The sequence below is a fragment of the Brevibacillus sp. SYP-B805 genome (assembly GCF_011059135.1).
GTDB lineage: Bacteria > Bacillota > Bacilli > Brevibacillales > Brevibacillaceae > Brevibacillus_F.
Genome location: NZ_JAALGD010000005.1, coordinates 188,060 through 212,432, shown reverse-complemented (window position 1 = coordinate 212,432; position 24,373 = coordinate 188,060). Strand labels below are relative to the sequence as shown.

At 57.5% G+C, this 24,373-nt stretch carries 26 protein-coding genes; 5 read left to right on the top strand and 21 right to left on the bottom strand.

Features of this window, described 5'->3' with window-relative positions; all coding sequences use genetic code 11:
• Positions 1-16 precede the first annotated feature (16 nt).
• From sufC to G3578_RS08785, 9 genes are all read right to left on the bottom strand, one after another.
• A complete protein-coding gene (gene sufC / locus G3578_RS08825) occupies positions 17-805 on the bottom strand; it encodes a Fe-S cluster assembly ATPase SufC (RefSeq protein WP_165211564.1) in 789 nt (262 codons plus the stop codon).
• 280 nt (positions 806-1,085) lie between these two features.
• Complete coding sequence (locus tag G3578_RS08820; RefSeq protein WP_206529579.1) at positions 1,086-1,676, bottom strand: DUF1802 family protein; 591 nt, start codon at positions 1,674-1,676, stop codon at positions 1,086-1,088.
• Between the two features lie 419 nt (positions 1,677-2,095).
• Positions 2,096-2,737: a nitroreductase family protein gene (locus tag G3578_RS08815; RefSeq protein WP_241254533.1), complete on the bottom strand. Its 642-nt coding sequence runs from the start codon at positions 2,735-2,737 to the stop codon at positions 2,096-2,098.
• A 181-nt stretch (positions 2,738-2,918) separates the two neighbouring features.
• Entirely contained in the window at positions 2,919-4,490 is a 1,572-nt protein-coding gene (locus G3578_RS08810) for a DUF4179 domain-containing protein (protein ID WP_165211561.1), read from the bottom strand.
• Positions 4,480-5,022 carry a sigma-70 family RNA polymerase sigma factor gene (locus G3578_RS08805; protein WP_165211558.1) on the bottom strand — a complete coding sequence of 181 codons (543 nt, stop codon included), beginning with the start codon at positions 5,020-5,022 and terminating at the stop codon, positions 4,480-4,482. The genes G3578_RS08810 and G3578_RS08805 overlap by 11 nt, the downstream gene beginning before the upstream one ends.
• Positions 5,023-5,179: 157 nt before the next feature.
• Complete coding sequence (gene pckA / locus G3578_RS08800; RefSeq protein ID WP_165211555.1) at positions 5,180-6,760, bottom strand: phosphoenolpyruvate carboxykinase (ATP); 1,581 nt, start codon at positions 6,758-6,760, stop codon at positions 5,180-5,182.
• 215 nt (positions 6,761-6,975) lie between these two features.
• Entirely contained in the window at positions 6,976-8,145 is a 1,170-nt protein-coding gene (locus tag G3578_RS08795; protein ID WP_165211552.1) for a M20 peptidase aminoacylase family protein, read from the bottom strand.
• Positions 8,146-8,158: 13 nt separating this feature from the next.
• Positions 8,159-9,181 carry an aldo/keto reductase gene (locus G3578_RS08790; RefSeq protein WP_165211549.1) on the bottom strand — a complete coding sequence of 341 codons (1,023 nt, stop codon included), beginning with the start codon at positions 9,179-9,181 and terminating at the stop codon, positions 8,159-8,161.
• A 180-nt stretch (positions 9,182-9,361) separates the two neighbouring features.
• Positions 9,362-9,721 carry a hypothetical protein gene (locus tag G3578_RS08785; protein WP_165211546.1) on the bottom strand — a complete coding sequence of 120 codons (360 nt, stop codon included), beginning with the start codon at positions 9,719-9,721 and terminating at the stop codon, positions 9,362-9,364.
• A gap of 187 nt (positions 9,722-9,908) precedes the next feature.
• On the opposite strand from G3578_RS08785, the gene G3578_RS08780 reads away from it, so the two are divergent.
• The 4 genes from G3578_RS08780 to ptsP all read left to right on the top strand — a co-directional run bounded on the left by G3578_RS08780 (position 9,909) and on the right by ptsP (position 13,789).
• On the top strand, positions 9,909-10,784 hold the full coding sequence (locus G3578_RS08780) for a PRD domain-containing protein (protein WP_165211543.1): 876 nt from the start codon (positions 9,909-9,911) through the stop codon (positions 10,782-10,784).
• A 115-nt stretch (positions 10,785-10,899) separates the two neighbouring features.
• Positions 10,900-11,748 carry a glucose PTS transporter subunit IIA gene (locus G3578_RS08775; RefSeq protein WP_241254532.1) on the top strand — a complete coding sequence of 283 codons (849 nt, stop codon included), beginning with the start codon at positions 10,900-10,902 and terminating at the stop codon, positions 11,746-11,748.
• Between the two features lie 31 nt (positions 11,749-11,779).
• Positions 11,780-12,037, top strand: coding sequence for an HPr family phosphocarrier protein (locus G3578_RS08770; RefSeq protein ID WP_165211537.1), 258 nt, complete (start codon positions 11,780-11,782; stop codon positions 12,035-12,037).
• Positions 12,038-12,061: 24 nt separating this feature from the next.
• Positions 12,062-13,789, top strand: a complete 1,728-nt coding sequence (gene ptsP, locus G3578_RS08765; protein WP_165211534.1) for a phosphoenolpyruvate--protein phosphotransferase — start codon at positions 12,062-12,064, stop codon at positions 13,787-13,789.
• Positions 13,790-14,046: 257 nt separating this feature from the next.
• On the opposite strand, the gene G3578_RS08760 is transcribed toward ptsP, so the two are convergent.
• The 10 genes from G3578_RS08760 to G3578_RS08715 form a co-directional block, all read right to left on the bottom strand.
• Positions 14,047-14,439 (bottom strand): VOC family protein, encoded by a 393-nt coding sequence (locus G3578_RS08760; RefSeq protein ID WP_165211531.1) that lies wholly within the window; start codon positions 14,437-14,439, stop codon positions 14,047-14,049.
• A 36-nt stretch (positions 14,440-14,475) separates the two neighbouring features.
• Positions 14,476-14,910: a hypothetical protein gene (locus tag G3578_RS08755; protein ID WP_165211528.1), complete on the bottom strand. Its 435-nt coding sequence runs from the start codon at positions 14,908-14,910 to the stop codon at positions 14,476-14,478.
• 297 nt (positions 14,911-15,207) lie between these two features.
• The gene (gene gcvH, locus G3578_RS08750) at positions 15,208-15,588 is read right to left on the bottom strand and encodes a glycine cleavage system protein GcvH (RefSeq protein ID WP_165211525.1); all 381 of its coding nucleotides are present in this window, start codon (positions 15,586-15,588) and stop codon (positions 15,208-15,210) included.
• Positions 15,589-15,650: 62 nt separating this feature from the next.
• The gene (locus G3578_RS08745; RefSeq protein WP_165211522.1) at positions 15,651-16,103 is read right to left on the bottom strand and encodes a redoxin domain-containing protein; all 453 of its coding nucleotides are present in this window, start codon (positions 16,101-16,103) and stop codon (positions 15,651-15,653) included.
• Positions 16,104-16,182: 79 nt separating this feature from the next.
• The gene (locus tag G3578_RS08740; protein WP_165211519.1) at positions 16,183-16,731 is read right to left on the bottom strand and encodes a peroxiredoxin; all 549 of its coding nucleotides are present in this window, start codon (positions 16,729-16,731) and stop codon (positions 16,183-16,185) included.
• A gap of 146 nt (positions 16,732-16,877) precedes the next feature.
• Positions 16,878-18,074 carry an aminotransferase class I/II-fold pyridoxal phosphate-dependent enzyme gene (locus G3578_RS08735; RefSeq protein WP_165211695.1) on the bottom strand — a complete coding sequence of 399 codons (1,197 nt, stop codon included), beginning with the start codon at positions 18,072-18,074 and terminating at the stop codon, positions 16,878-16,880.
• A 7-nt stretch (positions 18,075-18,081) separates the two neighbouring features.
• Positions 18,082-18,444, bottom strand: coding sequence for a Spx/MgsR family RNA polymerase-binding regulatory protein (locus tag G3578_RS08730; RefSeq protein WP_165211516.1), 363 nt, complete (start codon positions 18,442-18,444; stop codon positions 18,082-18,084).
• Positions 18,445-18,503: 59 nt separating this feature from the next.
• Positions 18,504-19,373 carry a hypothetical protein gene (locus G3578_RS08725; protein WP_165211513.1) on the bottom strand — a complete coding sequence of 290 codons (870 nt, stop codon included), beginning with the start codon at positions 19,371-19,373 and terminating at the stop codon, positions 18,504-18,506.
• Between the two features lie 105 nt (positions 19,374-19,478).
• The gene (locus tag G3578_RS08720; RefSeq protein ID WP_165211510.1) at positions 19,479-19,649 is read right to left on the bottom strand and encodes a hypothetical protein; all 171 of its coding nucleotides are present in this window, start codon (positions 19,647-19,649) and stop codon (positions 19,479-19,481) included.
• A gap of 52 nt (positions 19,650-19,701) precedes the next feature.
• A complete protein-coding gene (locus tag G3578_RS08715) occupies positions 19,702-20,502 on the bottom strand; it encodes a DUF2797 domain-containing protein (RefSeq protein ID WP_165211692.1) in 801 nt (266 codons plus the stop codon).
• Positions 20,503-20,672: 170 nt separating this feature from the next.
• Here G3578_RS08715 and G3578_RS08710 point away from each other — a divergent pair, with 170 nt between their 5' ends.
• Positions 20,673-21,368, top strand: coding sequence for a polysaccharide deacetylase family protein (locus G3578_RS08710; RefSeq protein WP_481752730.1), 696 nt, complete (start codon positions 20,673-20,675; stop codon positions 21,366-21,368).
• A 243-nt stretch (positions 21,369-21,611) separates the two neighbouring features.
• Here the strand turns inward: G3578_RS08710 and G3578_RS08705 are convergent, their stop codons facing one another.
• Positions 21,612-22,358 (bottom strand): amino acid ABC transporter ATP-binding protein, encoded by a 747-nt coding sequence (locus G3578_RS08705; RefSeq protein ID WP_481752733.1) that lies wholly within the window; start codon positions 22,356-22,358, stop codon positions 21,612-21,614.
• 86 nt (positions 22,359-22,444) lie between these two features.
• Positions 22,445-24,361: a heavy metal translocating P-type ATPase gene (locus tag G3578_RS08700; RefSeq protein ID WP_165211504.1), complete on the bottom strand. Its 1,917-nt coding sequence runs from the start codon at positions 24,359-24,361 to the stop codon at positions 22,445-22,447.
• Between the last annotated feature and the right edge of the window lie 12 nt (positions 24,362-24,373).

Here is a 24,373-nt window from a genome sequence, read left to right as displayed (position 1 = left end):
GGATGGCCTCCTTCTCCTACACGTTCGCGTTTACGGTTTCATCCACGATGCCGAGCTCTTCCTTGATCCAGTCGTATCCTTCCGCCTCGAGGCGTTCGGCCAGCTCGGGACCGCCTGATTTCACGATGCGGCCCTGCATCATGACATGGACGAAATCCGGCTTGATGTAGTTCAGCAGGCGTTGGTAGTGCGTGATGATCAGGAAGCCACGGTCAGCGGTGCGCATCTCGTTCACGCCCTTGGCCACCACTTTCAACGCGTCGATATCGAGACCGGAGTCGATCTCGTCGAGGATGCAGATTTTCGGTTCAAGCATCATCATCTGCAGGATTTCATTGCGCTTTTTCTCACCGCCGGAGAAGCCTTCGTTCAGGTAGCGGTGCGCGAAGGATTCATCCATTTCGAGGGTCGCCATTTTCTTGTCCAGCTCGCGGATAAACTTCATCAACGAGATTTCGTTGCCTTCCCCGCGGCGGGCGTTGATGGCGGAACGCAGAAAGTCGGAGTTGGTGACGCCGCTGATCTCGGACGGATACTGCATGGCAAGGAACAGACCAGCCCGGGCGCGCTCGTCCACGGCCATCTCCAGAAGATCCTCCCCGTTCAGGGTGACGCTTCCCTCCGTCACTTCATACTTGGGATGCCCCATCAGCGTAGAGGCGAGCGTGGATTTCCCCGTCCCGTTCGGCCCCATGATCGCATGAACTTCGCCTCCCTTGATCTCCAGGGAGAGGCCCTTGATGATTTCCTTCTCTTCAATGCGGGCATGAAGATTGTTTATTTGCAGATGTGGTACAGCAGTCATCTTACTTTCCCTCCAGTATGCATATCGATTGTGGAATGGCCGGTCTGCGCACAGGAACGTACTTCCTCTCTTCCCATCCGGCATCATTCTCAATCCATTCTCAATTACCATCTTATAATAATTCTTATCTTAAATCAAGGATAGAACTATTTCAGCATTTTTTAAACTCTTATGTTTATTATGTATGGCTCCGAACGCGCCTTCGTGTCTGGTGCAGCATGGAAAAAACGTAGAAAAGAAGGCTTTGCGCGAAAGCCTTCCCCTATCTCCACGTGATCGGTTAGCCGTTCAGGACCTGCATGATCGCTGTCCGTTTCGCCTCATACTCCTCATCGGTGAGCACCGGGGCAAAATCGCCTTGACCAATCTCCTGCAGCAGATGGTGCCAGGATTTGCATCCCTTGTACGCCTCATCAATCGGAATGGTCACCGGCTGGGCCAAGCGGTACACCCGGGCAAACAGGATGTGCAGCGGCTGCTTCTTCTTCCAGTGCAGGCGCACATCGGCAAAATTGTCGGTCCAGATGTGATACGGCGCCAGCGCGCGCAACTTCGCTTCATCCATCAGCTCGATGTCGTCCGTGATGTGGGCGAAGTAGCCGATCTCGACGGTCGTCTTCTCCGGGCTCCACCCCGCCAACGTCGCCTCCAGCATCGGATGGTATTCTTCCTTCACCATTTCCGGCTTCTGGTGTTCATACGTCGGGTAAAGATAAAACGTGTCGTTCTCCAGCCTGAACTCCCGCGTCTCTTCGTACAAACCGCCTTTGCGGACGGTAATGATCTGCTTGCCTTCCCCAAGCGCCTTGACCGCAACGGCCCATTCCTTCAGCGCCAGCGTGGAAACCGGTTGTCGAACGGAGGTAATCATCGTACCCAACCCCTCTCTGAGCAAAACGTGCCTTATGGATAACAGTACATTATTATAGCATGAAACAGGTTTTCAAGCATACCCGTCCCAACAGTTAAGGGAGCACCCGGTGAGGTGCTCCCTGCAGTGTGCCGACAAAGTCGGTCGATCATGGGTAATGGTTCCTGCTCGCTCTCTTGACGACCCGCGAGGAAGTGGGCTTTTGTCCGCTCCGAAACGCGACGCGGGCAGGGGGCTCAACATCTGGGCGTCTCAGCGATGTGAGACTCACGCCCCCTGTGACCCCGCGTCTTTGTTTCTCCGCTAAGTCGGTCGTCAAAGGAGCTCGCCTGTCCCCATTACTCCATGTCCCAAACAGAAGTTTGTCATCAGTCTGAAGGGAGCACCCGGTGAGGTGCTCCCTGCAGGATGGCTTTTATTCAAAAACGGTTCCAGACAATCGTCTCTTCCACCGGGAAGCGATTGCTCGGACGGCCGGGCTGCGCCGCTTTGCCGACGGTGATCAGCATGACCGGCAGATAACGGCTTGGCACACGGAATTCTTCCACAAATTTTTGGGCGTCGAATCCTCCCATTGGGCATGTGTCCAGCCCTTTGGCCCGCGCTGCCAGCATCAGGGTCATGGCTGCCAGCGACGCATTGCGGATTGCCTCGTCGCGCGGCACGGTCGGAATCGTGTAGGCGCCGTTGATTTGGGCGACAAGATTCTGCTTCACCTCGGCAGACATGAGACCGGCTGCCACGGCAGGGCCGAAAACCGCCTCCGCATTGCGATTCGCTTCCAGGTCGCCAAGAACGGCGATGACGGCGGAAGCATCCACCACCTGCTGCTGGCCGTAAGCGATGGGCAGAAGGCGCTGTTTCGCATCCTGATCCGTAATCACAAAAAACTTCCAATGCTGCAGATTCCAGGAGGAAGGAGCACGTCCGGCGATTTCGAGCAGTTCCTTGAGCTCCGCCTCGCTCATTTGATAGCTCGCATCGTATTGTTTAACGGCACGCCGGGATTTCACCACTTCGAAGAAATCGGTTGACGTGTTGGTTGGCGTTGTGTTCATCATGTCAAATCTCCTTTGCTTTACATTTGTTAGCAGCAATACATAGTATAGTTGTTTTTCTTGCCCAGCGCAACAGGGGCGGAGATCCGGAAATGTACCCTGCGCTTATCTTTTGCAGCATGTCCGTTTCCGTCCGCTGACAAAATCAAGAAGCCTGGCCCTGTGCCAGGCTTGCGGTGTTTCCTCATTTCCGCGGCGGAATCTCCACCTGCCAGTCGACGTTGCGGTCGAACGTGCTTACGGTTCGCAGCCGCAGGGTGATCGATTGAGTCTTCTGCGTCAAGCCTTCGACGGGAAGCTGCACCTTGATCCGGCGCATCATGGTTCCGGACTCCGGCTCGCCCAGCTCGATCTTGCTCTCCTCCTCTTTGATCGGCAGCACGTTTCCCGCTTCATCCAGCACCTCGAAATCGCCGCCCATCGTCGTAACCTCCTGCTCCATTTCCAGGATGCTGCTCTCTTCTCCGTACCGGATGCCGGTAATGGCCGCGCGGAAATCCTTGTAGGCAAATGAGGCTTGTTGGTTCTCCAGGTCTTTCAGGTTTACTTTCCACGCCTTCATGGGCCGTTCCGTCCGGGCGATACCTCTCAACACCAGCTTATACGTCTTGTTCCTATCCAGCGGTGCAAACGATTGGCTGACGATGGAAATGCTTCCCCGGGAACGATCATTCGGGTCGATCTCTTCCTGATGAAACAGTTCCCCGCCTGACTTCTGGTAGGCTGCCGGGTCCGTCGTCGCCACCACCTTGCCCGTCTCATCCACCACATCGTAATGCACGCTGTGATAAATGAGCCGATCCCGTTTCTCATCGACAAAATACTCGGGATGGTTGGCTCTCATCTCCTGCAACGCTTTCCCTGTCCACTCGGATCGGATCCTGAACGTAGTCACGGTCGGCGAATAGGTGACATCTTCCAGTTCGATCACCAGCCCGGACGGAGTCGTATAGGTGGCGTTCACCGGAACCGTCATGGTCGCGGCGATGCTTTTTTCCAGGTCAACCGGCACCTTGAGCGACCATGTGCCATCCACGCCGTCCACCTTTTTCAACAGGATGTTCAAATAAATCTGCTTGGGCGCCACATTGGGCTTCAGATAAAACGATACATCCGCAAACCTGCCGTCGTGCGGGGTGACGCTGCGGAAGCTTTGGGTCACCTTTTGGCCGGAAAGCAGTCCATACGTGATGCTTTCGGAGACCACATTCCCCTTCTCGTCGGTAAGGTAAAAATTGTTGCGGTCCTTGATGTAGTAATCGGTATAGCGTCCGTATGTTTCCTTCTGGAAGATGGACGTGGGATCAAGCGGGGTTCCGTCCGTTTTCTCCAGGCTGTACGTGAAAATGAGCCGTTTGGTGTCGGCCAGCACTTCCATCACTTTCAGGGTGATGCCCTGATCCGTCACCGCCGCCTGCGGCAGCTGCGAGAAGCCCTGCTGGGCAGCAGCCTGCCATCCTTTATCCAGTTCGGGACGCGTGAAGAACGACTTGATCCATTCGGCAAACGTCGGGGATACATAGGTACCGGCGGCCAATCCGGTGACGATGACAGCAGCGGAAGCGGCGGCCAGCAGGTATTTTTTGGATCGGGAGAACGGCTGCCGGGGCTTCACAGGTACCCTGCCGTCCCTCTCCGGCAGGTTCTCCAGCATCCGCACCAACGCTTCGTGAAATGCCCGGGGAACGCTTTCCTCCTGGGACTGCGCAGTCAGTTTCAGCCATTCGTCCACGCGTTGTTCCAGCCTATCGCTCATAGATCACCCATCCCCTTTCTCCGTCATCAGACAAAAACCAGCTGGCCAGTTTGGTCCGGGCCTTCGCCAGGCGGGATTTGATCGTCCCTTCGGCCACCTGCAGGATCTCGGCCATCTCCTTCACCGTAAACCCTTCCAAATAGTGCAGCTCGATCGCCAGCCGCAAATCCTCCTCCAGCGCATCCAGCGCCTCCCGCAATTCCACATGGGCCTCCAGGCTGCGCTCCGTTTCCCGCCGCTCTGGATCAGGAAGCAGAACCACCTTGGTTTTCTCACGGGCCATCCGGTAGCAGACATTCATCAGAATCTGGACCATCCAGGTCTTGAAAAAGCGCGGCTCCCGGAGCGTATGCACGGCATGGTAGGCGTTCAGCACCGCTTCCTGCACGGCATCGACGCACTCGCTGTCCGACTTCAGAATGGACCGGGAGACCCGGTAGAGCGTCCGCTCCATGCCCATGACCAGGCGGACGAACGCTTCCTTTTCTCCGGCGACGGCCCGTTCGGCGTCTTCCACGAAAGCTGCATCCATCTTTGATGCGCCTCCTTTTTTCGTTTCTATCCTGTTAGAGGCGAAATCGGCCGTTTTGGTTGGCGGCAAAATGATCTTTTTTTCAAAGACGCAAAAAAGCCCTCCTCCTGTTCGCATCGGAGCGAAGGAGGAGAGCTTTCCTATTCGGCATGTTCCCTTAGTTTACCTGCGGACCCGCTTTTGCGATCTCTGCGGCATCCGGGAATTTCCGGGAGAAGTTGTCGGCAAAACGGGCGGCCAGATCGCGGGCCTGCCTGTCGTATGCCTCCTTGTCTTCCCACGTGTTGCGCGGCTGCAGCACCTCTGCCGGGACACCCGGGCAGGAGGTCGGCACCTGCACGCCAAACACCGGATCGGTAACGAATTCCGCATTCTCCAGCTCGCCGTTCAGCGCCGCGGTCACCATCGCGCGGGTGTACGCCAGGTTCATGCGCTTGCCAACCCCGACCGGGCCGCCGGTCCAGCCTGTGTTCACCAGGTAGACGCGCACATCGTGCTCCACGATTTTCCTGCCCAGCATCTCGGCATAGACAAGCGGCCGCAGCGGCAGGAACGGCGACCCGAAGCAGGTGGAGAACTCGGTCTGCGGGGTGGTTACGCCCCGTTCGGTTCCCGCCATCTTGCTCGTGTAACCGGAAAGGAAGTGGTACATCGCCTGTTCGCGGTTCAGCTTGGCGATCGGTGGAATGACGCCGAACGAGTCGGCCGTCAGAAAGATGATCACCTTCGGATGTCCGCCCACCCCGGGAATGACCGCGCCCGGAATCATTTCAACCGGATAGGCGGCACGGGTATTTTCCGTATAGGCGTCGCTGTCATAATCGGCAGTCCGGGTAAGCGGATCGATCACGACATTCTCCAGCACCGTGCCGAAATTGATCGCTTTCCAGATCTGCGGCTCCCCTTCTTCGGACAGGCGGATGCACTTGGCGTAGCAACCGCCTTCCAGGTTGAAGACGCCGTCATTCGACCAGCCGTGCTCGTCATCCCCGATCAGGAAGCGGTTGGGATCGGCGGAAAGCGTCGTCTTGCCGGTGCCGGAAAGCCCGAAGAAGAGGGCCACATCGCCGTCTTTGCCGATATTGGCCGAGCAGTGCATCGACAGGACGTTGCGCTGCGGCAGCAGCAGATTCATGACGCTGAAAATCGATTTTTTCATTTCGCCGGCGTATTCCGTTCCGCCGATCAGCACGGTTTTCTTTTCGAAGCTGATGATGATGAACGTTTCCGAACGGGTGCCGTGCACTGCCGGATCGGCTTTGAACCCGGGAGCCGCGATGACGGTAAATTCCGCCTGATGACCCTCCAGTTCGGCTGCCGTCGGGCGGATAAACAGCTGGCGGGCAAACAGATTGTGCCAAGCGTATTCATTCACCACGCGAATCGGCAGGCGGTAGTCTTCCGCTGCACCGGCGAAGCCGTCGAAGACGAACAGTTCCTTCTTCTGCAGATAATCAAGCACATCCGCATGCAGGCGGTCGAATTTATCCGGGGCAATCCGTTGATTCTCGGCTCCCCAGTTGATTATGTCGCGGACAGAAGCTTCGTCCACAATAAACTTGTCTTTCGGGGAACGGCCAGTAAATTTTCCTGTCAGCGTGTTCAGGGCCCCTTTGTCCGTCAAGACCCCTTCTCCGCGCTTTACAGCTATCTCGACCAGTTGAGCAACCGGCAAATTATAAAAAACGGTGGTGGCAGCCAGTACGTCAGCCAGTTGTTTAACCGTTTTGGTTTCCATTGTGAACGAACTCCTTCCCCTGATCATATCCCAATAAAATTTTTCTAATAATCGCTTGGTATGAAATTAGTATATCACATTTAATGAATTAAGCTACATGATTTTTGTGCAAGGTGTGAAAAAAATGTGAAGGGTTGTCCAGGGGAAGTCTTCCCAAAAAACAACCGCCTGGATACCCAGACGGTTGCAAAAGGGGTAGTTGTGTTGCTGTCCCTTCAGACGCGGACAGGATTGTCCAAGGTTGCAGAAGTTTCTTCAAATGCGCGGATCACCACGCGCGACAGGATCGCCACCCCGTCCAACAGCGCTTCCCGCTTGAACCGCATGTGCGGATGGTGCAGCCCCGGCTGCAGGTCACAGCCGAGCGCCAGCATCGTCGCCTTGAGATGGGGCCTTTCCACGGTATAAAAGTGGAAATCCTCCGCGCCCGGACTGACCGGCGCCGGCCGCAGGCCCTCTTCGCCCAGCACGTCGACGATCGCCTGTTCCATCAGCTTTTTCGCTTGCCCGTCCACTTCCGCCGCCACCATGCGGGAGCCGGTTTTCAGCGTGATGGTGGCGCCGAACATCGCTTCCACACCGGCGATCACCTTCCGGACACGGCTGAGGAGATCATCCATCGCCTGGTTTGTCTGCGCGCGCAAATCAAGCGCAAACGTCGCGCGGTCGGGAATGATGTTGTAGTTCTCTCCTCCCGCCTGCAGCATCGTCATCTTCACCGTGGCCGGCACAACCGGATCGGTATGAACGGCGCCCAAGCCATGCACGATGGCCGCTGCCGCTTCGATCGCGTTGATGCCCAGGTGGGGCCGCGCGCCATGTGCGGCTGTTCCGGCTATCTCCCCTTCGAGAAACATGGCTGCTCCGTTGTAGATCGCCGGTCCGGCACAGCCCGCCTCCATTTCCTGGATCGGGCGCAGATGCACGCCGAACAGGTAGTCGATGTCATCGACCACCCCTTTCTCCACCAGCTTCAGGGCGCCGGTCCCCTTTTCTTCCGCCGGCTGAAACAGGACCTTCAGCGTGCCTGGGGGCTGGAAGCCGGACGATTTCAGCGTCTCGAGCGTTTCCAGAACCAAGGTCATATGGGCATCATGGCCGCAGGAATGGTTGGCCCGCCAGGTACCGTCCACCTCCTGCCACAGCGCATCGATATCGGTGCGCAGACCGATCACCGGTTTGCCTTCCCCCCATTCCGCCACCAGACCGGTGCAGTCGTCAAACGTCGTCACCCGCAGCCCCAGGGCACGCGCCCGCTCCGCCAGATAGCGGGTGGTCTCCACTTCCTTCCAGCTGATTTCCGGATGGGCATGCAGATGGTCAAAGGTGGACATGATCTGCTCCCGCCGTTTTTCCACCGTTTCCTTTATCCTCGATGTATTCATCTACTTCTCCCCTTTAACGGCTGATCTGCACCTGCGCCAGGCGGCGGATTTCCTCCTGGATGGGCAGGTGGTACGGACAAGCCTGCTCACACAGCGGCTTCTCCCGGCATCGTTCATGTTCCAGGCATGCCGCGAATTTGGCGGCCGATTTCTCCCACAGCTGTTCGCCCGCTTCCAGCAGGCCGAACCGTTCCCGGTAGCGCGACGGGATCAAGGTATCCGGAATCCGGATCCCCAGCGGACAGGAGCAGTAGTTGCAGCGGCGGCATCCGTGCGCATCCAGCCCTTCCGCCAGGGCGAGCAGGCTCTGCCGCTCCTCGGGCGTGATGTCGCCTTCCATCGCCGCCAGGTTCATGTCCACTTCCTCCACGCTTTTCATGCCCGACAGTATCACATGAGCGGATGAGCCGGCCGAATAGCGGATCGCCTCCCGCACATGGGAGAAAAACGGGCCGGACAGCGGCTTCATGGCGATCATGCCGACCTGCTCCTCAAGGGCGGTCGGCATCAGCTCGCGCTCCGCGAAGGGCTGGGCCATGTTGAGATGAAACAGCACCGTATCAAACGGATAGTCCTTCAGCCAGCGCGCCAACAGCTCCGGCCGATGTCCGGTAATCCCGATATGGCCGATGTAGCCTTTCGCTTTCAGCTCTTCGGCAGCCCGCAAGGCCCCCTCCGGCCCTTTCACCTGTTTGTATTCCTGGACATAATTCACGTAATGAATCTGGATAATGTCGATGTAATCCGTTTTCAGAAGACGCAGACTATTTTCGATCTCCGCCTTGGCTGCCGCGTAATCCCGCTTCTTCGTCTTGGTGGCCAGCACGTATTCCGCCCTGCGCGCGGCGATCGCCCTGCCCACCTTTTCTTCGCTGTCTCCGTACTCCGCGGCAGTATCGATATAAGTAATGCCGCGGTCGAGCGCATGATGCAGCACCCGTGCGGCTTCCTGTTCGCTGACCCCCTGCAGGCGCATGGCGCCAAAACCGAGATGGGAAACCTCCAGACCGGTCCTGCCCAGTATGTTTCTCTTCATTATTCCATCCACTCCCAGGTGCATTATACCATACCACTTCCGATCCGGTGGGCGTTTCTTTGTTCCGCTTTGGCGCTCCGCAAATGAAAGCGCCTCCTTTCCATACCACCATGAGCCTATATTAAAAAAGGAGCATTTTTGCAGGGCTCTCCCGACGGGCCCCATCCGTCGGCACGGCTGTCACTTTGCCGCGTCACCGGCGGCGGCCAGCCGGATCAGGGCGTCCAGCTTCAACTGGTCCCGCACCGACCCTGTCGTTTCAATCCGCGTTTTCACATGCAGATACGAAAGCGTTTCTCCGGCAAACAGCGTAAGCAGATGGCGTTCGGCGCCGCGAAGGACGAGATCGGGCGTAACCCCTTCCGTCCACGGCACGATTTCCGCCTTCCCCGCCCGAAACCACAGCAGGCAGCAGCGCTGTGCCTCTTCCTCCGTGATGATGCCCACTTTCCGTTCCCATCCGTTGAGCAATACCGCCACATGCGGTTTGCGGTGCAGTGCTTCCACGAACGCGTGCAATCGGGCAGCCAATGAGAGCATTGCCAACACCTTCCTTCGCTGCAACCATGTTCGGGCAGGGGCGCGTCGAATCCTTTCGCGAGCGGTGGAAGGCTTTGTCGGCTGCTGTCAGCCGGAGGGAAAAATGTTCGACAATCCGTGCGCGTACAGGTAACTTTTCCATGTCGGCAGGCGGCCTTTCTATGGTATTGTTGTAGTGGTGATACCCATGGAGAGTCAGAAACGCTATACAGCCCGAAAAATAATCGGCAACAACGCCGTCCTGGCGGTGGATGACGCCGAGCAGGAAGTGATCCTGCTCGGAAAAAGCATCGGCTACGGACGGAAGAAAAACGATATCATCCGGCACGATGAAGCGATTGAACGGGTGTTTGTCCCTTCCTCGGACAGCAGCAGGGAGGCGATGCTGCTGCTGTTTGCCGAAACGGAGGAAGAGGTGATCCGGACCATCCAGGAATACATTCGTCATGTAGAGAAGGCCCTCAACCACCCGCTATCGGAAGAGTTCGCCTTCTCGTTCATCGATCACCTGTCGTTTGCCATCAAACGCCTGCGGCAGGGCATCCGCATCTACAACCCTTTTTTGCATGAAGTGAAAAGCTTGTATCCGGCGGAATACGCCATCGCGGAGGCGATCATTCCCCTGGCGAAGCAGCAGCTCGGTCTGGAAATCCCCGAAGACGAGCTGGGGTTCATCACGCTTCACCTGCGCAGCGCGCAAACCAATCAGACCATCGCGGCCATGAACCGCTTTTCCAAGCTTATCGCCCTCCTGGTGGAGCTAATTGAAAAAGAATTGTCCATTCGGATCGACAAAACCTCTACCGACTACGCCAGGCTGGTGACCCACCTGCGCTTCGCCATCGACCGGGCGGAGAAGGGGCAGGGCCTGGGGGAAAATCACCCATTAAGCACCTTATTGCAGAAAGAATATCCCGTATGCTACAATCTCAGCTATAAACTCGTCAAAATCATGCAAAACGAGTTGAAGCTGCAGATGCCCGAAGCGGAGGTCGGCTATCTGACCCTGCACATCCAACGGCTTGAAAGCCATTTCAAAATAAATACCGGACCATGTGACTGACTCGATCAGGCATGAGTAATGACCAGCCGGCGCATCCTGTGGAAAGCGCGCCTGCTTCCTTGCTCATGCCTTTTTTTGTTTTTTCATGACCACTTTCAGCAGCAGAGGTGATCACATGTTCCACAATTCGTTTCGGGGTTTGCAGCAGACAGGCCGGGAAGCGGATGAGGAAGCGGTCGACGCTGCCCCCGCACGGACAGGCAGTCTCGCGGCCAACGTCCTGCAAGCCCTGGGCGGCATGGAGAACCTGACTGTCCTGGATGCCTGCATCACCCGTCTGCGCGTATCGGTGAAAGAACCGTCCCGCGTGGACAAAGCGGCGTTAATGCGTCTCGGCGCGGCCAATGTTCTGGAGATGGGCAACCGCTTTCAGGCGATTTTTGGAACGCAGTCCGACTCGCTGAAAGAGCAGATCAAGGCTCTCATAAACGGGGAGGCCGGGGCAGCGGCCGAGCCGGTGATGGCGGAAAGCGCCCCGCAGGCTGCAGCGGAAGACCTCTTCCCTGCCTTTACCGCCATCGTCGCCCCCATGAGCGGCGAGATCGTGGACTTGGCGGACGTCCCGGATCCCGTCTTCGCGGAAAAAATGATGGGAGACGGCTTTGCGATCAAGCCGGCGAATGGCATGGTCGTCTCGCCGGTGAAGGGGAAAGTGGCCACCCTCTTCCCGACGAAGCACGCCATCGGCCTCGTCACCGACTCCGGGCTTGAGCTTCTGATCCACGTCGGCATCGATACCGTCAAGCTGCGGGGAGAAGGATTTGAATCCCTGTGCCAAGAAGGAGACAATGTAGAAGTAGGCACCCCGCTGCTGCAGGTGGACCTTGGCTTTCTCGAGGCACAGGCCAAACCGACGATCACACCGGTTGTGTTTACCAATCTGAAGCCGGAACATCGCCTGTCCGTCACAAAAGGGAAAGCCGCAGCCGCCCAAACCGAAGCGGCAGCCATTGAAATCCTGTAACATCTTTTCAAAATAAAGGAGGAACCTCATTATGGAAAAAGTATTTACCGTAAAAAACCCGACTGGTCTTCACGCCAGACCGGCAGCCAAGCTGGCCCAGACTGCCAACTCCTATCCTTGTGACATTTATCTGGTGAAAGACGGCAAACAGATCAATGCCAAAAGCGTCATGGGCCTGATGGCATTGGCCGCCAAGCAGGGCGAGCAGCTTACCGTGATCACCAGCGGCGAAAAAGAGGCGGAAGCGCTGGAAGCCGTGGGAGCCGTCATCGAAACCATCTTCGAATAGAGAGCAGAAAAGAGGCGAAGCATCATGCAATGGAAGGGAATTGGGGCGGCCCCCGGCTATGCCATCGGGCCCGCCTTCCTTTTGCTGGAGGAAAAAATCGAGGTGCAGAAGCGGACCATTCCGCAGGCGGAGATTGAACGTGAGGTGAAGCGCTTCTCCGATCATACGTCGCTCGCCATCGAGGAGCTGGAAGCGCTCAGGGAATCCACCCGGCAAAAGATGGGGGAAAAGCAGGCGGAGATCTTTTCCGCCCACATTCTGCTCCTGCAAGACCCGGAATTCATCGGCGCCATCGAAGCGAAGATCCGGACCGAAGCCGTCAATGCCGAAGCGGCCCTGCAAGAGGTGGCGGACAGCTTTATCGCGCTGTTCGACAGCATGGATGACGAGTATATGCGGGAGCGGGCCGCGGATATCCGCGACATCCGCAACCGGCTGCTGCGCAAGCTGACAGGGGCGAAAACCGCGTCATTGGATGATTTCAACGAACCGGTCATCCTGCTGGCGCACGACCTTACCCCCTCCGACACCGCGCAGCTGGATCGCAGCAAGGTCTCCGCGTTCGCGACGGACATCGGCGGCCGTACCTCCCACTCTGCCATCATGGCCCGGTCCATGGACATTCCCGCCGTGGTGGGGCTGAAGGAGATCACGGCAAACGTCAAACCGGGAGACATCCTCATCCTGGACGGCAGCGAAGGGCTTGTCTACGTCAACCCGTCCCCCGATCTTGTCGCAGCTTACAAGGCAAAAGCCGAGCGGGAATCGGCCCAGAAAGTACTGCTGCAGCAGTTGAAGGACGAACCGTCCGTGACGGCTGACGGCGCAAGGGTAGAGCTGGTGGCTAACATCGGCAATCCGCAGGACGCCGTGCTGGCGAAAGAATATGGAGCGGAAGGCGTCGGCCTGTACCGGACGGAGTTTTTGTACATGGGCAGGTCGGCATTGCCCACCGAAGATGAACAGTTCCAGGCATACAAGGCGGTGGCCGAAACATTCGGCGGCACGCAGCCGGTCGTGATCCGGACGCTGGACATCGGCGGGGATAAGGAGCTTCCCTATCTCAACCTGCCGAAAGAGATGAATCCGTTCCTCGGGTACCGCGCCATTCGCCTCTGCCTGGACCGCACGGAGATGTTCAAGACTCAGCTGCGCGCCATCCTGCGGGCCAGCGCCTTCGGCAACATCAAGATGATGTATCCGATGATCTCGTCCCTGCACGAGCTGCGCCAGGCCAATCAGCTGCTGGCAGAAGTGAAGGAGGAGCTAGCCCGCGAAGGCATCGCCTACAACCCGACGATGGAAGTGGGCATCATGATCGAAATCCCGTCTGCCGCCATGATCGCCGACCAGTTGGTGAAAGAGGTTGATTTCTTCAGCATCGGCACCAACGACCTGATTCAGTACACCATCGCGGTGGACCGCATGAACGAAAAAATCTCCCATCTGTACCAACCGTTCCATCCGGCCGTGCTGCGCCTGATTCAACACGTCATTCAGGCGGCCCACAGCGCAGGCAAATGGGTCGGCATGTGCGGCGAGATGGCAGGCAACCTGACGGCCATTCCGCTTCTTCTTGGCATGGGGCTGGACGAGTTCAGCATGAGCGCCTCTTCCATTCTGCGTGCCCGCCACCTGGTGAAGCAGCTTGACAAGGGCCGGATGAAAGAGATCGCCCGCCATGTGATGACCCTCGACAGCAGCGAAGCGATCGTCGCCTATCTGCAGGAACATGTCATGGACAAGCTGTAATCTCGGAAAAGTTGTCATGGACGATGGTTCCTGCTCGCTCTCTTGACGACCCGCGAGAAGTGTACCATGTCCGCTCCGAAACGAGACGCGGGAAGGGGGCTCAACATCCGGGTGTCTCAGCGATGTGAGACTCACGCCCCCTTTTTCCCCGCGTCTTTCGTTTCTGCGCTGAGCAGGTCGTCAAAGGAGCTCGCCTGGCCCCATCGCCCCATGCCCCCATTCCAGCCCCCCTGCAACCATAAAAAACGACACCCGCATCAGGTGTCGTCCCATTCATCCTTGTCGAGGCGCACTTCCAGATGATGCCCCTCCGGCGTTTCAAAGTACAGGTTAAAGCTTTCGGGCCGTTCGATCGGGCCGCGATAGCAGATGTTCTCCGCTTCCAGCTTGTCGACCAGATAATCAAGCTCTGCCCGGGTGGAAACGGAAAACGCGATGTGATCCATCTGACCGATGCCGTTGCGCCCTTCTTCCTTGGCGGGATGCAGCCCGATTCTCGTCTGGGGGCCGACCATAAAGTAGATGGGCTCTCCTTCCACCGCCTTCTCCAGCGGGACCGGCACCTCCAGAATCTCTGCAAAAAAACGGGCCACCCTCATCACATCGCGGCAGTTGAGCGCAATATGATGAACGCCTTTCAAATAAAACATGAATCCAGCCTCCCAAGCGACGACGATTCGCAGCCATTAAGCGCTTCGCTGTGAAATCTCCTTGCGCTTATTGTACTTATTCAGACGTTCGCTTAGTCTATGCAAACGGTCTTTCAACTCCTGCCGCCACTCGTCGTCCTCCAGCGCTTTCGCAACGCCGAGAAGATCCAGTGAGATGTCGATCTGCTGGCGCAGCACCTCCCCGAAGCCGGTGCCGTCATCCACCATCGTACAATTTTCAAACAACTCTTGTCTATGTTCAATATTGACGAAATCGCTGAAATCCACTTCCGGAGACCGATCCCCCTGGGCGTACTCCACCAGGATCTCGTACTCCATCTCGATTGAAGGATGCACGTCGATCCGGTCGCAGGCAGGGCAGTACAGGATCGGCACATTGCGGATCAATGTCCGCTGATGTCTGACCGTGCCAATCGATCCGATCATCCCCGCACCACAGCAATAACTCATACGCTCTCCCTCCTTGCGTGCAACCTCCTGCTGTCTCATCTGCTTTTTCGTTGCACCTATTGATTGTACCGCAGACGCTTCCGTCTCTTCCATGCGCAAAAGCTGCCAACACATCCAGCCAAATCATGGGGAGCACTTTTATTGTACCGAAAACCGGACGCCGGCGCCATTTTTTCAAAGTAATCCGACAATTAAAAAGGCATCCTTTTCCTGTCAGCCCGAACCGCAGGGCCCCCGCACTCATGGAAAGCAAAAAGCTGACACCTGTCGCATCGCGGATGTCAGCCTTGGTCATGCCTATTCTTTTACCATCGCCGCATACTTGTCGGCATCCAACAACTTCTCCAGTTCGCCCGGATCGGACATTTCGACAACGATCATCCACGCCTTGTCGTACGGCGAAGAGTTGACCAGCTCAGGAGCAGACTCCAGCTCGCCATTCACTTCGATAACCTTGCCGCTGACAGGCGCATACAGCTCGGAAACGGTTTTGACGGATTCCACGCTGCCAAACGGTTCATCCTGCTTCACCGTCGCGCCGACTTCCGGCAGTTCCACGAACACAATGTCCCCCAGCTCGGATTGGGCAAAAGCGGTAATCCCGATATATGCCTTGTTCCCTTCGACGCGTACCCATTCATGCTCTTCGCTGTAGCGAAGCTCTTTCGGAAATTCCATTTCTGCAGATCCTCCCATCGCATTCAATCGGATGATTACCCTCTTAGTATTGGACAAAACTCCTAGGATTCCTCTTCACTCCCCAAAATTCTGTGCAGACGTTTTTTCAACAGATTGAGCCCTTTCTCGCCAGCCTGGAAGTGGCGCAGCTGCAGCGTTTCGTCAAAGAGGTAGAACGCCGGCACATACTCGTTCTGGAAGGCGTCCGTAGTCTTCATGCCATTGTCGATAGCGATGGGGTGAATCAGATTGTACTGGGCGATCGTATCCTTGATCGCCTGAATATCGGTATCCGCTTCGGAGCGCGGCATATGTACGCCGACTACTTGCAGACCGTTTTCCTTGTATTTATCCCGCCATTCATTGATTTGCGGCAAGGATTCCTTGCACATGTAGCAGCTGACCGACCAGAAATGAACCAGCACCGGCTTGCCGGCCAGATCCGCTTTGGTCACCTGACCGTTTACCCATTCCGTAACCCCCGGAAAATCAGGCAGCTCTTCGCGCAGACGCATGTTCTTCCTCCTTTGTTATGATCAAAAAGGGTCTAACGCCAGAAAGTTAGACCCTTTTCCATGCTTGCGTGTAAACCGATTACTTCGCTTGCAGCAGCGCTTCACCCGGACGCCAGTTGGCCGGGCAGAGACCACCGGCTTGCAGCGCCTGCAGCACGCGCAGCGTCTCGTCGACGGAACGGCCGATGTTCATGTCGGTTACCACTTGGTAGCGCAGAATGCCGTCCGGATCAATGATGAACAGACCGCGGAACGCTACGCCGCCTTCTTCATCCAGCACGCCGTAGCTGCGGGCGGTGGTTTTCAGGATGTCGGACGCGAGCGGGTAGTTCAGGCCGCCGAGACCGTTCTTGTCGCGCGGGGTGTTGATCCATGCGCGGTGGGAGTGAATCGAGTCGGTGGAGACACCCAGAATCTCTGCATCCAGATCCTTGAAGTCCTCATATGCGTCGCTCAGCGCGATAATTTCCGTCGGGCAAACGAAGGTGAAGTCGAGCGGATAGAAGAAAAGAACCAACCATTTGCCTTTGTAATCGGAGAGGGAAACCTTGCCGAAATCCTTGCCGTTTCCGAGAGCGGTTTCCATTGTAAAATCTGGTGCCGGAAGACCAACCAAACGTTGTGCCATAGGTGAGAACCTCCTTGGAAAGTAATTTTGCTTTACACAGTTATCACTATATCAAACCGCCCAGTTTATAGTCAATACAATATAGGAATAATTTCAACCTAGAAGCGCATTTGCGCCATCAACATCCTGCCCCGCTCGCGGGTTCTTTATACATCCCGCTCTGCAGAACGCGCCTGCAGGACGCCGCTCTCGCCGATCCTTCTCGCCGCCTCGGCCAGAACATGCGGTTCCTGAACCAGCGCCATGCGGACGTAGCCTTCCCCTTGGGCGCCGAACGCATTGCCCGGGATCACCACGACGCCCGCACGCTCGAGCAGGGCAAAGGCAAAGCTGCGCGAGTCCCAGCCAGCCGGGATGGGCGCCCAGACGAACATCGTGGCCTTCGGCGGGTCGATCCTCCACCCGATTTCCGCCAGCGCCTTCAGCAGCACATCCCGCCGTTCCTGGTACAGAGCGCCGGTGGGATTGGGAAAGTGCCCGCTGCGGTCCGCGCGCAGCGCCGCGACCGCCATCTCCTGGACGGCGGCGAAAACCCCGTAATCCACATTTGACTTGACGATGGCCAGCGGCTTGATGATCTCGGCATTGCCGACCACGTAGGCGATGCGGCAGCCTGCCATATTGAAGCTTTTGGAAAACGAGTTGAACTCGATCCCCACCTCCATGGCCCCCTCCGCCTGCAGGAAGCTGGGCGGACGATACCCGTCAAACGCCATCTCCGAATAGGCCAGATCGTGCGCGACAATGATGCCGTGCCGTTTGGCAAACCGAACGACCTCGTCAAAAAAAGAGAGCGGCGCCACCGCCGAGACCGGATTGTTCGGATAGTTCAGCACCATGAACTTGGCCCGCCGGCAGATCTCCTCGGGAATGGCGGACAGGTCGGGCAAAAACCGGTTTTCCGCCACAAGCGGCATGGGGTACAGCTCCGCTCCCGCCAGATATACGCTTCCCGCATAGATGGGATAACCGGGGTCCGGGACGAGCACCACATCGCCCGGATCCGCCCAGGCCAGGGCAAAATGGGCAAGGCCGTCCTGAGAGCCCATCAGGGCGTGGACTTCCCGCTCCGGATCCAGCGCCACGCCGAACCGGTGCCGATACCAGGCAGCCACCTCTTCCCGGAAAGCGCTCGATCCTTCCGAACCGGGATAGCCGTAGACATCCGGCCGGTTGACCGCCTGGGCGAGCGCTTCCATCAGATGGGGGGCAGGCGGTTTGTCCGGACTGCCGATCCCGAGATCAATCACGTCCCGCTTGCGGGCCACTTCACGCTTGCGCTGCGCCATTTCGGTAAAAATCGCCGATGTCAGATGCTCCAATCTGCGCGAAGGTGTTGGCATCCCCATCTCACTTTTTCCCCCATGCTTTGGCAAGTTCGGCTTCATCAAAGCCGAGCGTCACCGTTTTCTTGTCGCTGATCAGGGGGCGCTTGATCAGCTTGCCGTGGGAGGCGAGCAGTTCCAGCATCTCATCTTCCGACATCGTCGGCAGCTTCTCTTTCAGCCCCAGCTCACGGTAGAGCTGTCCGCTGGTATTGAAAAATTTGCGCAGGTCAAGGCCGCTTGCCTGCCACATGGCGCGCAGCTCCTCCTTGGTCGGCGACGACTCCACGATCGGTACCTCCGTAAACGGAACGCCTTCCCTGGTCAACCACTGCTTCGCTTTGCGGCAGGTGCTGCATTTGTCATACAAGTAAGCTGTGATAGTCACTCTGCATCTCCTCGCTTTCTCTCTTTAAGCATATCATGGCAAAAGGGACAGGCTCAAACCTATTCGCGGTACGCATACGTTTCGGTGAAACGGACGCCCCGATCCGCCGGGTAATCTGCTTCCAGCAGCAAATAATCGTTGATCAGGGAGGGATCGGCCGATTTGCCAAACTCATAGCGATGGTAATCGACATACATCTCATTTGCCCAGATGCCGATATCCTCCACCTCAACCGAATCCGTCGGGCTGGAAGATGTTTTGAGGAGAATGTATGTTTTTCCATCCTGCGTGGTAAACGCTTGCTGCCATTCCGGTGTCCCCAGCAGCTTGCTCGCCCACTCCTGAACCGGTTGGGGCGCATCCCCCATCTTGAGGGTACGATAGCGTTGAACCGGATCGAGATTCTCCGATGCTGGAAAGAGATTGTTGTATCCTGTCACCGTCCAGATCTGGTCGTAATTGCTCCATTTTTTCATATGAATCTGCAGCGCTTCATGATCGGTAGTCATCACCAGTACTTCGCGCGGATTGAGGGTGCGGCTTGCCGTTTGAAAGCTGGCGATCTCCTTTCCCAGCGCTTCGCTGACGAAACGCTTCAACACTTGTTTGTAATCCCTGTTCTCCGGGTTCTGCGTCAAGGCGAGAAGCTCCTCGGGCGTATGCTCGATACCGACGCCTTTGTCATCCGTCGTCCGGAACCAGCGGATTAACCCGTCATGGTCCTGGACGGCCACATCCCCCTCCTCTCTCTCAGCCGCATTCTTCCGCAACTGCTCCACTTCCGTCTGCAGGGCGGTTATTTTCTGTTCAAGCTTAATTTTCTCTCCCCTTGCACGGATGTCTGCGCTGTCATGTCCCATCAGGAAGCCTCCATAGCCTGCAGCAGACACCAGCAGAGCGGCCACAATTGCATAGATCCACCCTTTCATCGCCATCCTCCTGCCCCTTGGAAATGCAATGTTTTTCCAAACCATTCTACCATTTATGAGAAAAAAGCGGCCAGCCGGTATTACCATGCTGCCGCTTTCTCCGCTTCAGGGAGTCTCCTGCTGCCCCACCGTATCCGACGGGTCGATCGCTTCCGCTCCCGGATTCACCTGCCACATCTGCTGCAGCGGGCTGTACGGCACGCCGAGCGGATCTTTTTCCGCCGCTTCGGCAAGCGTGCCGGTCAGTTCATCGGTGTACTCGATTGTTGGGTCCATCAACGTCTCTCCTTCACCTGTTTTCTCTCAGTGTGAAGTATGGAGAGCATTCTTATGCAGTGACGCTTACCTGATAGCCGGCGTGCTTTTTCGCATGGAAAACGCCGCAATCGAGAATCAGGTACTGGGCCTTGACGCCGATCAGCCTGCCGCTGATGCTCTCCTGCTTGTCCAGCGAGAGAGAATTGATCTTGCCCGCCGACTCCAGCACCGGATAGGTAATGTCCACCCACTCGTCTTCCCGCAGGAAAAATGGCTTGAACGCATCGGGAAAATAACCGTACACCTCCTCGCGCAAGACGAGCAGATCCACTTCATTCACCTCGCCTTTCAGCATCTTGCGCCAGTTGGTCTTGTCCGGCAGATATTGGCTGAGGTGGGCCTCCAGCTCGCCCGCCATCCGCCGCGTCGGCAGCTCCGCGATCGGGATCGCCCGCACCGCCCCCTGGTCCACCCACCGTTTCAGCTGGTTGTGCTTGCGGGTGAGGCCCACTTTCACATCGCTGGACAGGGCCAAATAGACGTAATGCGGGATCATGCAGTGCGTCTCCCCGAAGCTCTCATCCCGACAGGTGCCTTTGTCAAAATGGCATTCGTGCGGTTTCACGATGCACAGGTCGTTTTCCGGCAGTTTGGTAAAACACGGGTAACAGTACCCGTTGTTGAACGTTTTGTTCGTCTTGCGGCCGCAGGCGATGCAGTTCTTCTCCCCCAGAAACGATAGGGTCAGCTGCCCGCCCAGAAGCTCGTTCAGCGGCATTTTCTCTTCATTTATCTGCATAAAATAGGAAACCGGTTCGTTCTTGTGCTCGTAACGATGGACAAGCCCATGCAATACACCGCGGAGTTCCACATGCGTCTCCCCTTTGTTCATATGTATGGTCCCATTGTACCACAATCGTTCCCGGCGCCGGGAGTTTGCCGACTGTCAAAAATTTCACGGAGAACCGGCTGTCGGGGAAGCATGTTTTGTTTCTCCCCGGCCAAGCTATCTAGATGAAAAACGAAAATGAGGTGGTCTTCTTGCGCTGTCGGGCGCTTTCCTTGCCATTGGTCATCGCGTTGCTCTTTTCCGTGCCGCTGCCTGCCTTACACAGCCACCCCGCCTACCAGCCGATCCACCGGATCGACACGCAGAAAAAAGTGGTGGCCCTGACGTTTGACGATGGGCCCGATGCCCGCTATACCCCGCTCATTCTGGAGACCCTTCATCAAAACGGTGTGCCCGCCACCTTTTTCGTGCTGGGCGCGCAGGTGGACAAATATCCGAAGGTGATGCAGTGGATCAAGAAAGCCGGGCATGAGATCGGCAACCACGGCTATCATCACTGCGATTTGCACAAGCTGACGGAGCAGGAGATTTACGATGAGATCAAACGGACGGAGCGATCGATCTACCGGACAACCGGCGTGCTCCCCCAATATTACCGGCCGCCGGGGGGCGTGATGACCCACGATGTATGGAACGCAGTCCAATCCTCCGGCTACGACCTGATTCACTGGTCCGTCGATCCCCGCGACTGGTCGTTGGAGCGGACCGCCTCCGTGATTGCCAACAGCGTGAAGAAAAACGTCTCTTCCGGCGATATCGTGCTGTTTCACGATGGCGGACTGAACCAGCGGCAGACACTGGCGGCTCTGCAGGAGTTGATCACGGATCTGCGTGCCAGAGGCTACAAGTTCGTCACGATCAGCCAGCTGCTGGAAGCGTCCAGATAGCATGCCGCAGCGGCGCGACAAAGTCCGTCCTGTTCAGGAGACCGCTTCCATAAGAAATCCCCGCCGACTTAAGCGAACGCTCCACCCACTCGGCAATAGCTAACGCTTTGCCGAGCGGGGTCCCTTGCTGTTGTCGGCGGGGGCCCCCAGCTTCTCCACCTTGCTTTATTGCTTTAAAGTACTTAAACATTCCAATATACGAAAAAATGGCTGCCGACTCTATCGACAGCCTGGCCCTCTCTGTTAGGAAAGGGCCGCCGTTTTTCCCAAGACGCTGCTCAAAAACGAGCGCAAGCGTTCGTTTTTCGGATTGGTAAAAATCTGCTCGGGTGTGCCTTCCTCCATGATCACGCCGCGATCCATGAAGATCACGCGGTCTCCCACCTCCCGGGCAAAGCCCATTTCGTGGGTCACCACCACCATGGTCATGCCTTCCTTGGCCAGCTGCTTCATCACGGCCAGCACCTCGCCCACCAGCTCCGGGTCGAGGGCAGAGGTAGGTTCGTCGAACAGCATTACCTTCGGATTCATGGCCAGCGCGCGGGCGATGGCCACGCGCTGCATCTGGCCGCCGGAAAGCCGATCGGGATACACATCCGCCTTGTCGCGGAGCCCCACTTTCTCCAGCAGCTCCAGGGCGCGCTTCTTCGCATCTTCCGGCGCCATCTTTTTCACCTTGATCGGCGCCAGGGTGATGTTTTCCAGGACGGTTTTGTGCGGGAAGAGATTGAAGCGCTGAAAGACCATGCCCACCTCTTCCCGTACTTTATTGATATCGGTTCTCGGATCGGTCAGGTCTTTACCGTCGATCACGATGCGGCCGCTGGTTACTTCCTCCAGCTGGTTGAGGCAGCGCAAAAAGGTACTCTTCCCCGATCCGGAAGGACCGATCACGCATACCACTTCCCGTTCCGCCACCTGTGTGGTAATGCCTTTCAACACTTCAAGCTTGCCGTAGTTTTTATGGAGATCGGTTACCTGGATGATCACGTGACTGAATGCCCCCTTATCCGTCGTTTCTGCTTGTTCCATTGTATCGCAGATTGGGCAAAAAAGCATGTTCTTTCTCCTGCCAGTTATTTGGACAGCTTCAGCTGGCAGGAACCCGCCGGGCAGTGGCAGCTGGCACAGCCGGCAAGCGGTGCGCCGCTTTCCTTGCGTTTTTTGTCCGTTCGGGTCAGGTATCCGATCAAACGGGCGGAATTGAGCACCACCAGCACCGAGGTGGCATTATGGACGAACGCCCCCATCACCGGTCCCATCACTCCGGTCATCGCCAGCAGAATGGCTGCGGCATTGATCAGGGTGGAGACAAGCAGATTCTCCCGGATCACACGCAGCGTTCTTTGCCCCAGCTTCACCAGGTCGGCCAGCTTCGACACATCCTCGCTCAACAGCACGATATCGGCGGCCTGTGCGGCGATTTGGGTGCCGCCTGCGCCCATGGCTATGCCGACATGGGCGGCCGTCAAGGCGGGCGCATCGTTGATCCCGTCCCCCACCATGCCGACGACGAGTCCCCGCTCGCGATATTCCTGTACTTTCTCATATTTGGCCTGCGGAAACTGCTCGGCATACACGGTGGCGATCCCCGCCTGTTCCGCCACATGACGCGCGGCGCCGTAATTGTCCCCGGTGAGGATGGCGATGTCGCCGACCCCATGATACCGGAGGCGGCTGATCGTCTCCTTGGCCTCGCGACGGATGCGGTCGGCCAGCGTCACCATGCCGGCGATCCTGCCGTTGACGGCAACCAGCACGCCCGTGTGGCCAAGGCGTTCCTTCTCCAGCAGAATCTCTTCCATTTCACTGATGTCCACGCCGGCTTCCTGCATCAATCGGCGGTTGCCCGCAAGCACGAATCGGTCGCCCACGCGTCCCGACACCCCGCTGCCGGCATGCACCGTAAAGTCTGCCGCTTCCGGCAGCGCCAAACCGCGCTGTTGGGCCGCTGCGACGATCGCCTGTGCCAACGGATGCTCCGAATACTGTTCAAGAGCGGCGGCCGTCTGCAGCAGCCCGTCGCCCGATTCGCCCGCCGCGTGCGCCACGCCGGTTACGTGCAGCCTGCCTTCGGTCAGCGTCCCCGTCTTGTCGAACAGCAGCGCGTTTAACAGGCCCACCTGCTCCAGGGCAAGACCGCTTTTCACCAGAATCCCGTGTTTGGCCGCGCTGCCGATGGCTGCCATGATGGCGGTCGGCGTAGCCAGCACAAGGGCGCACGGGCAAAAGACGATCAGGATCGTTACCGCCCGCACAACATCGCCCGTCAGCGCATACACCAGGAGGGCAAGGGCGAGGCTGCTCGGCACGATCCAGGCTGCCCAGCGGTCGAGGACCCGCTGGACAGGCGCCTTGTTTTCCAGCGCTTCGGCGACGAGCTTCGTCACCTTCATGAAGGTGGTTTCCTCCCCAACGCGCCGGGCTTCCACTTCGATCATTCCGTTGGTGCTTGTGGTACCGGCGAATACCTCATCCCCGATCCGTTTCTCAACCGGCAGCGATTCCCCCGTTAACGCCGCCTGGTTGACCGCCGCCTGTCCGGCCACCACCATGCCATCGACGGGGATTTGTTCGCCGGGCTTCACCAGAATCAGCTCGCCCTCCTTCACATCGGAGAGTGGCGTTTCCACCCATTCCCCGTCCCTTTTTACCCGGGCCACTTCCGGAACAAGCCCGACCATCTCTTCCAGAGCGGACGCAGCCTTGGCCACGGTGCGATGCTCCAGCCACATGCCGAGCATCATGATGAAGGCGACCTCGCCGGCTGCAAAGGTCTCCCCGATCGATACTGCGGCAATGATGGCGATGGTTACGAGAAGATCGCTGTTGATGTTGCGCTCCTGCCACAGCTCCTGCAGAGCCCCCCAGGCGATCGGGATTCCGCACAGGAGGATGGCCCCCCAGGCCCAATCGATTCCCGCCACGGGTCCGTACAGCCAGCTGATGAAAAGCCCCAAGGCCGACACAGCCATCGCAATTGCTTGAAACATGCCCATCACCCT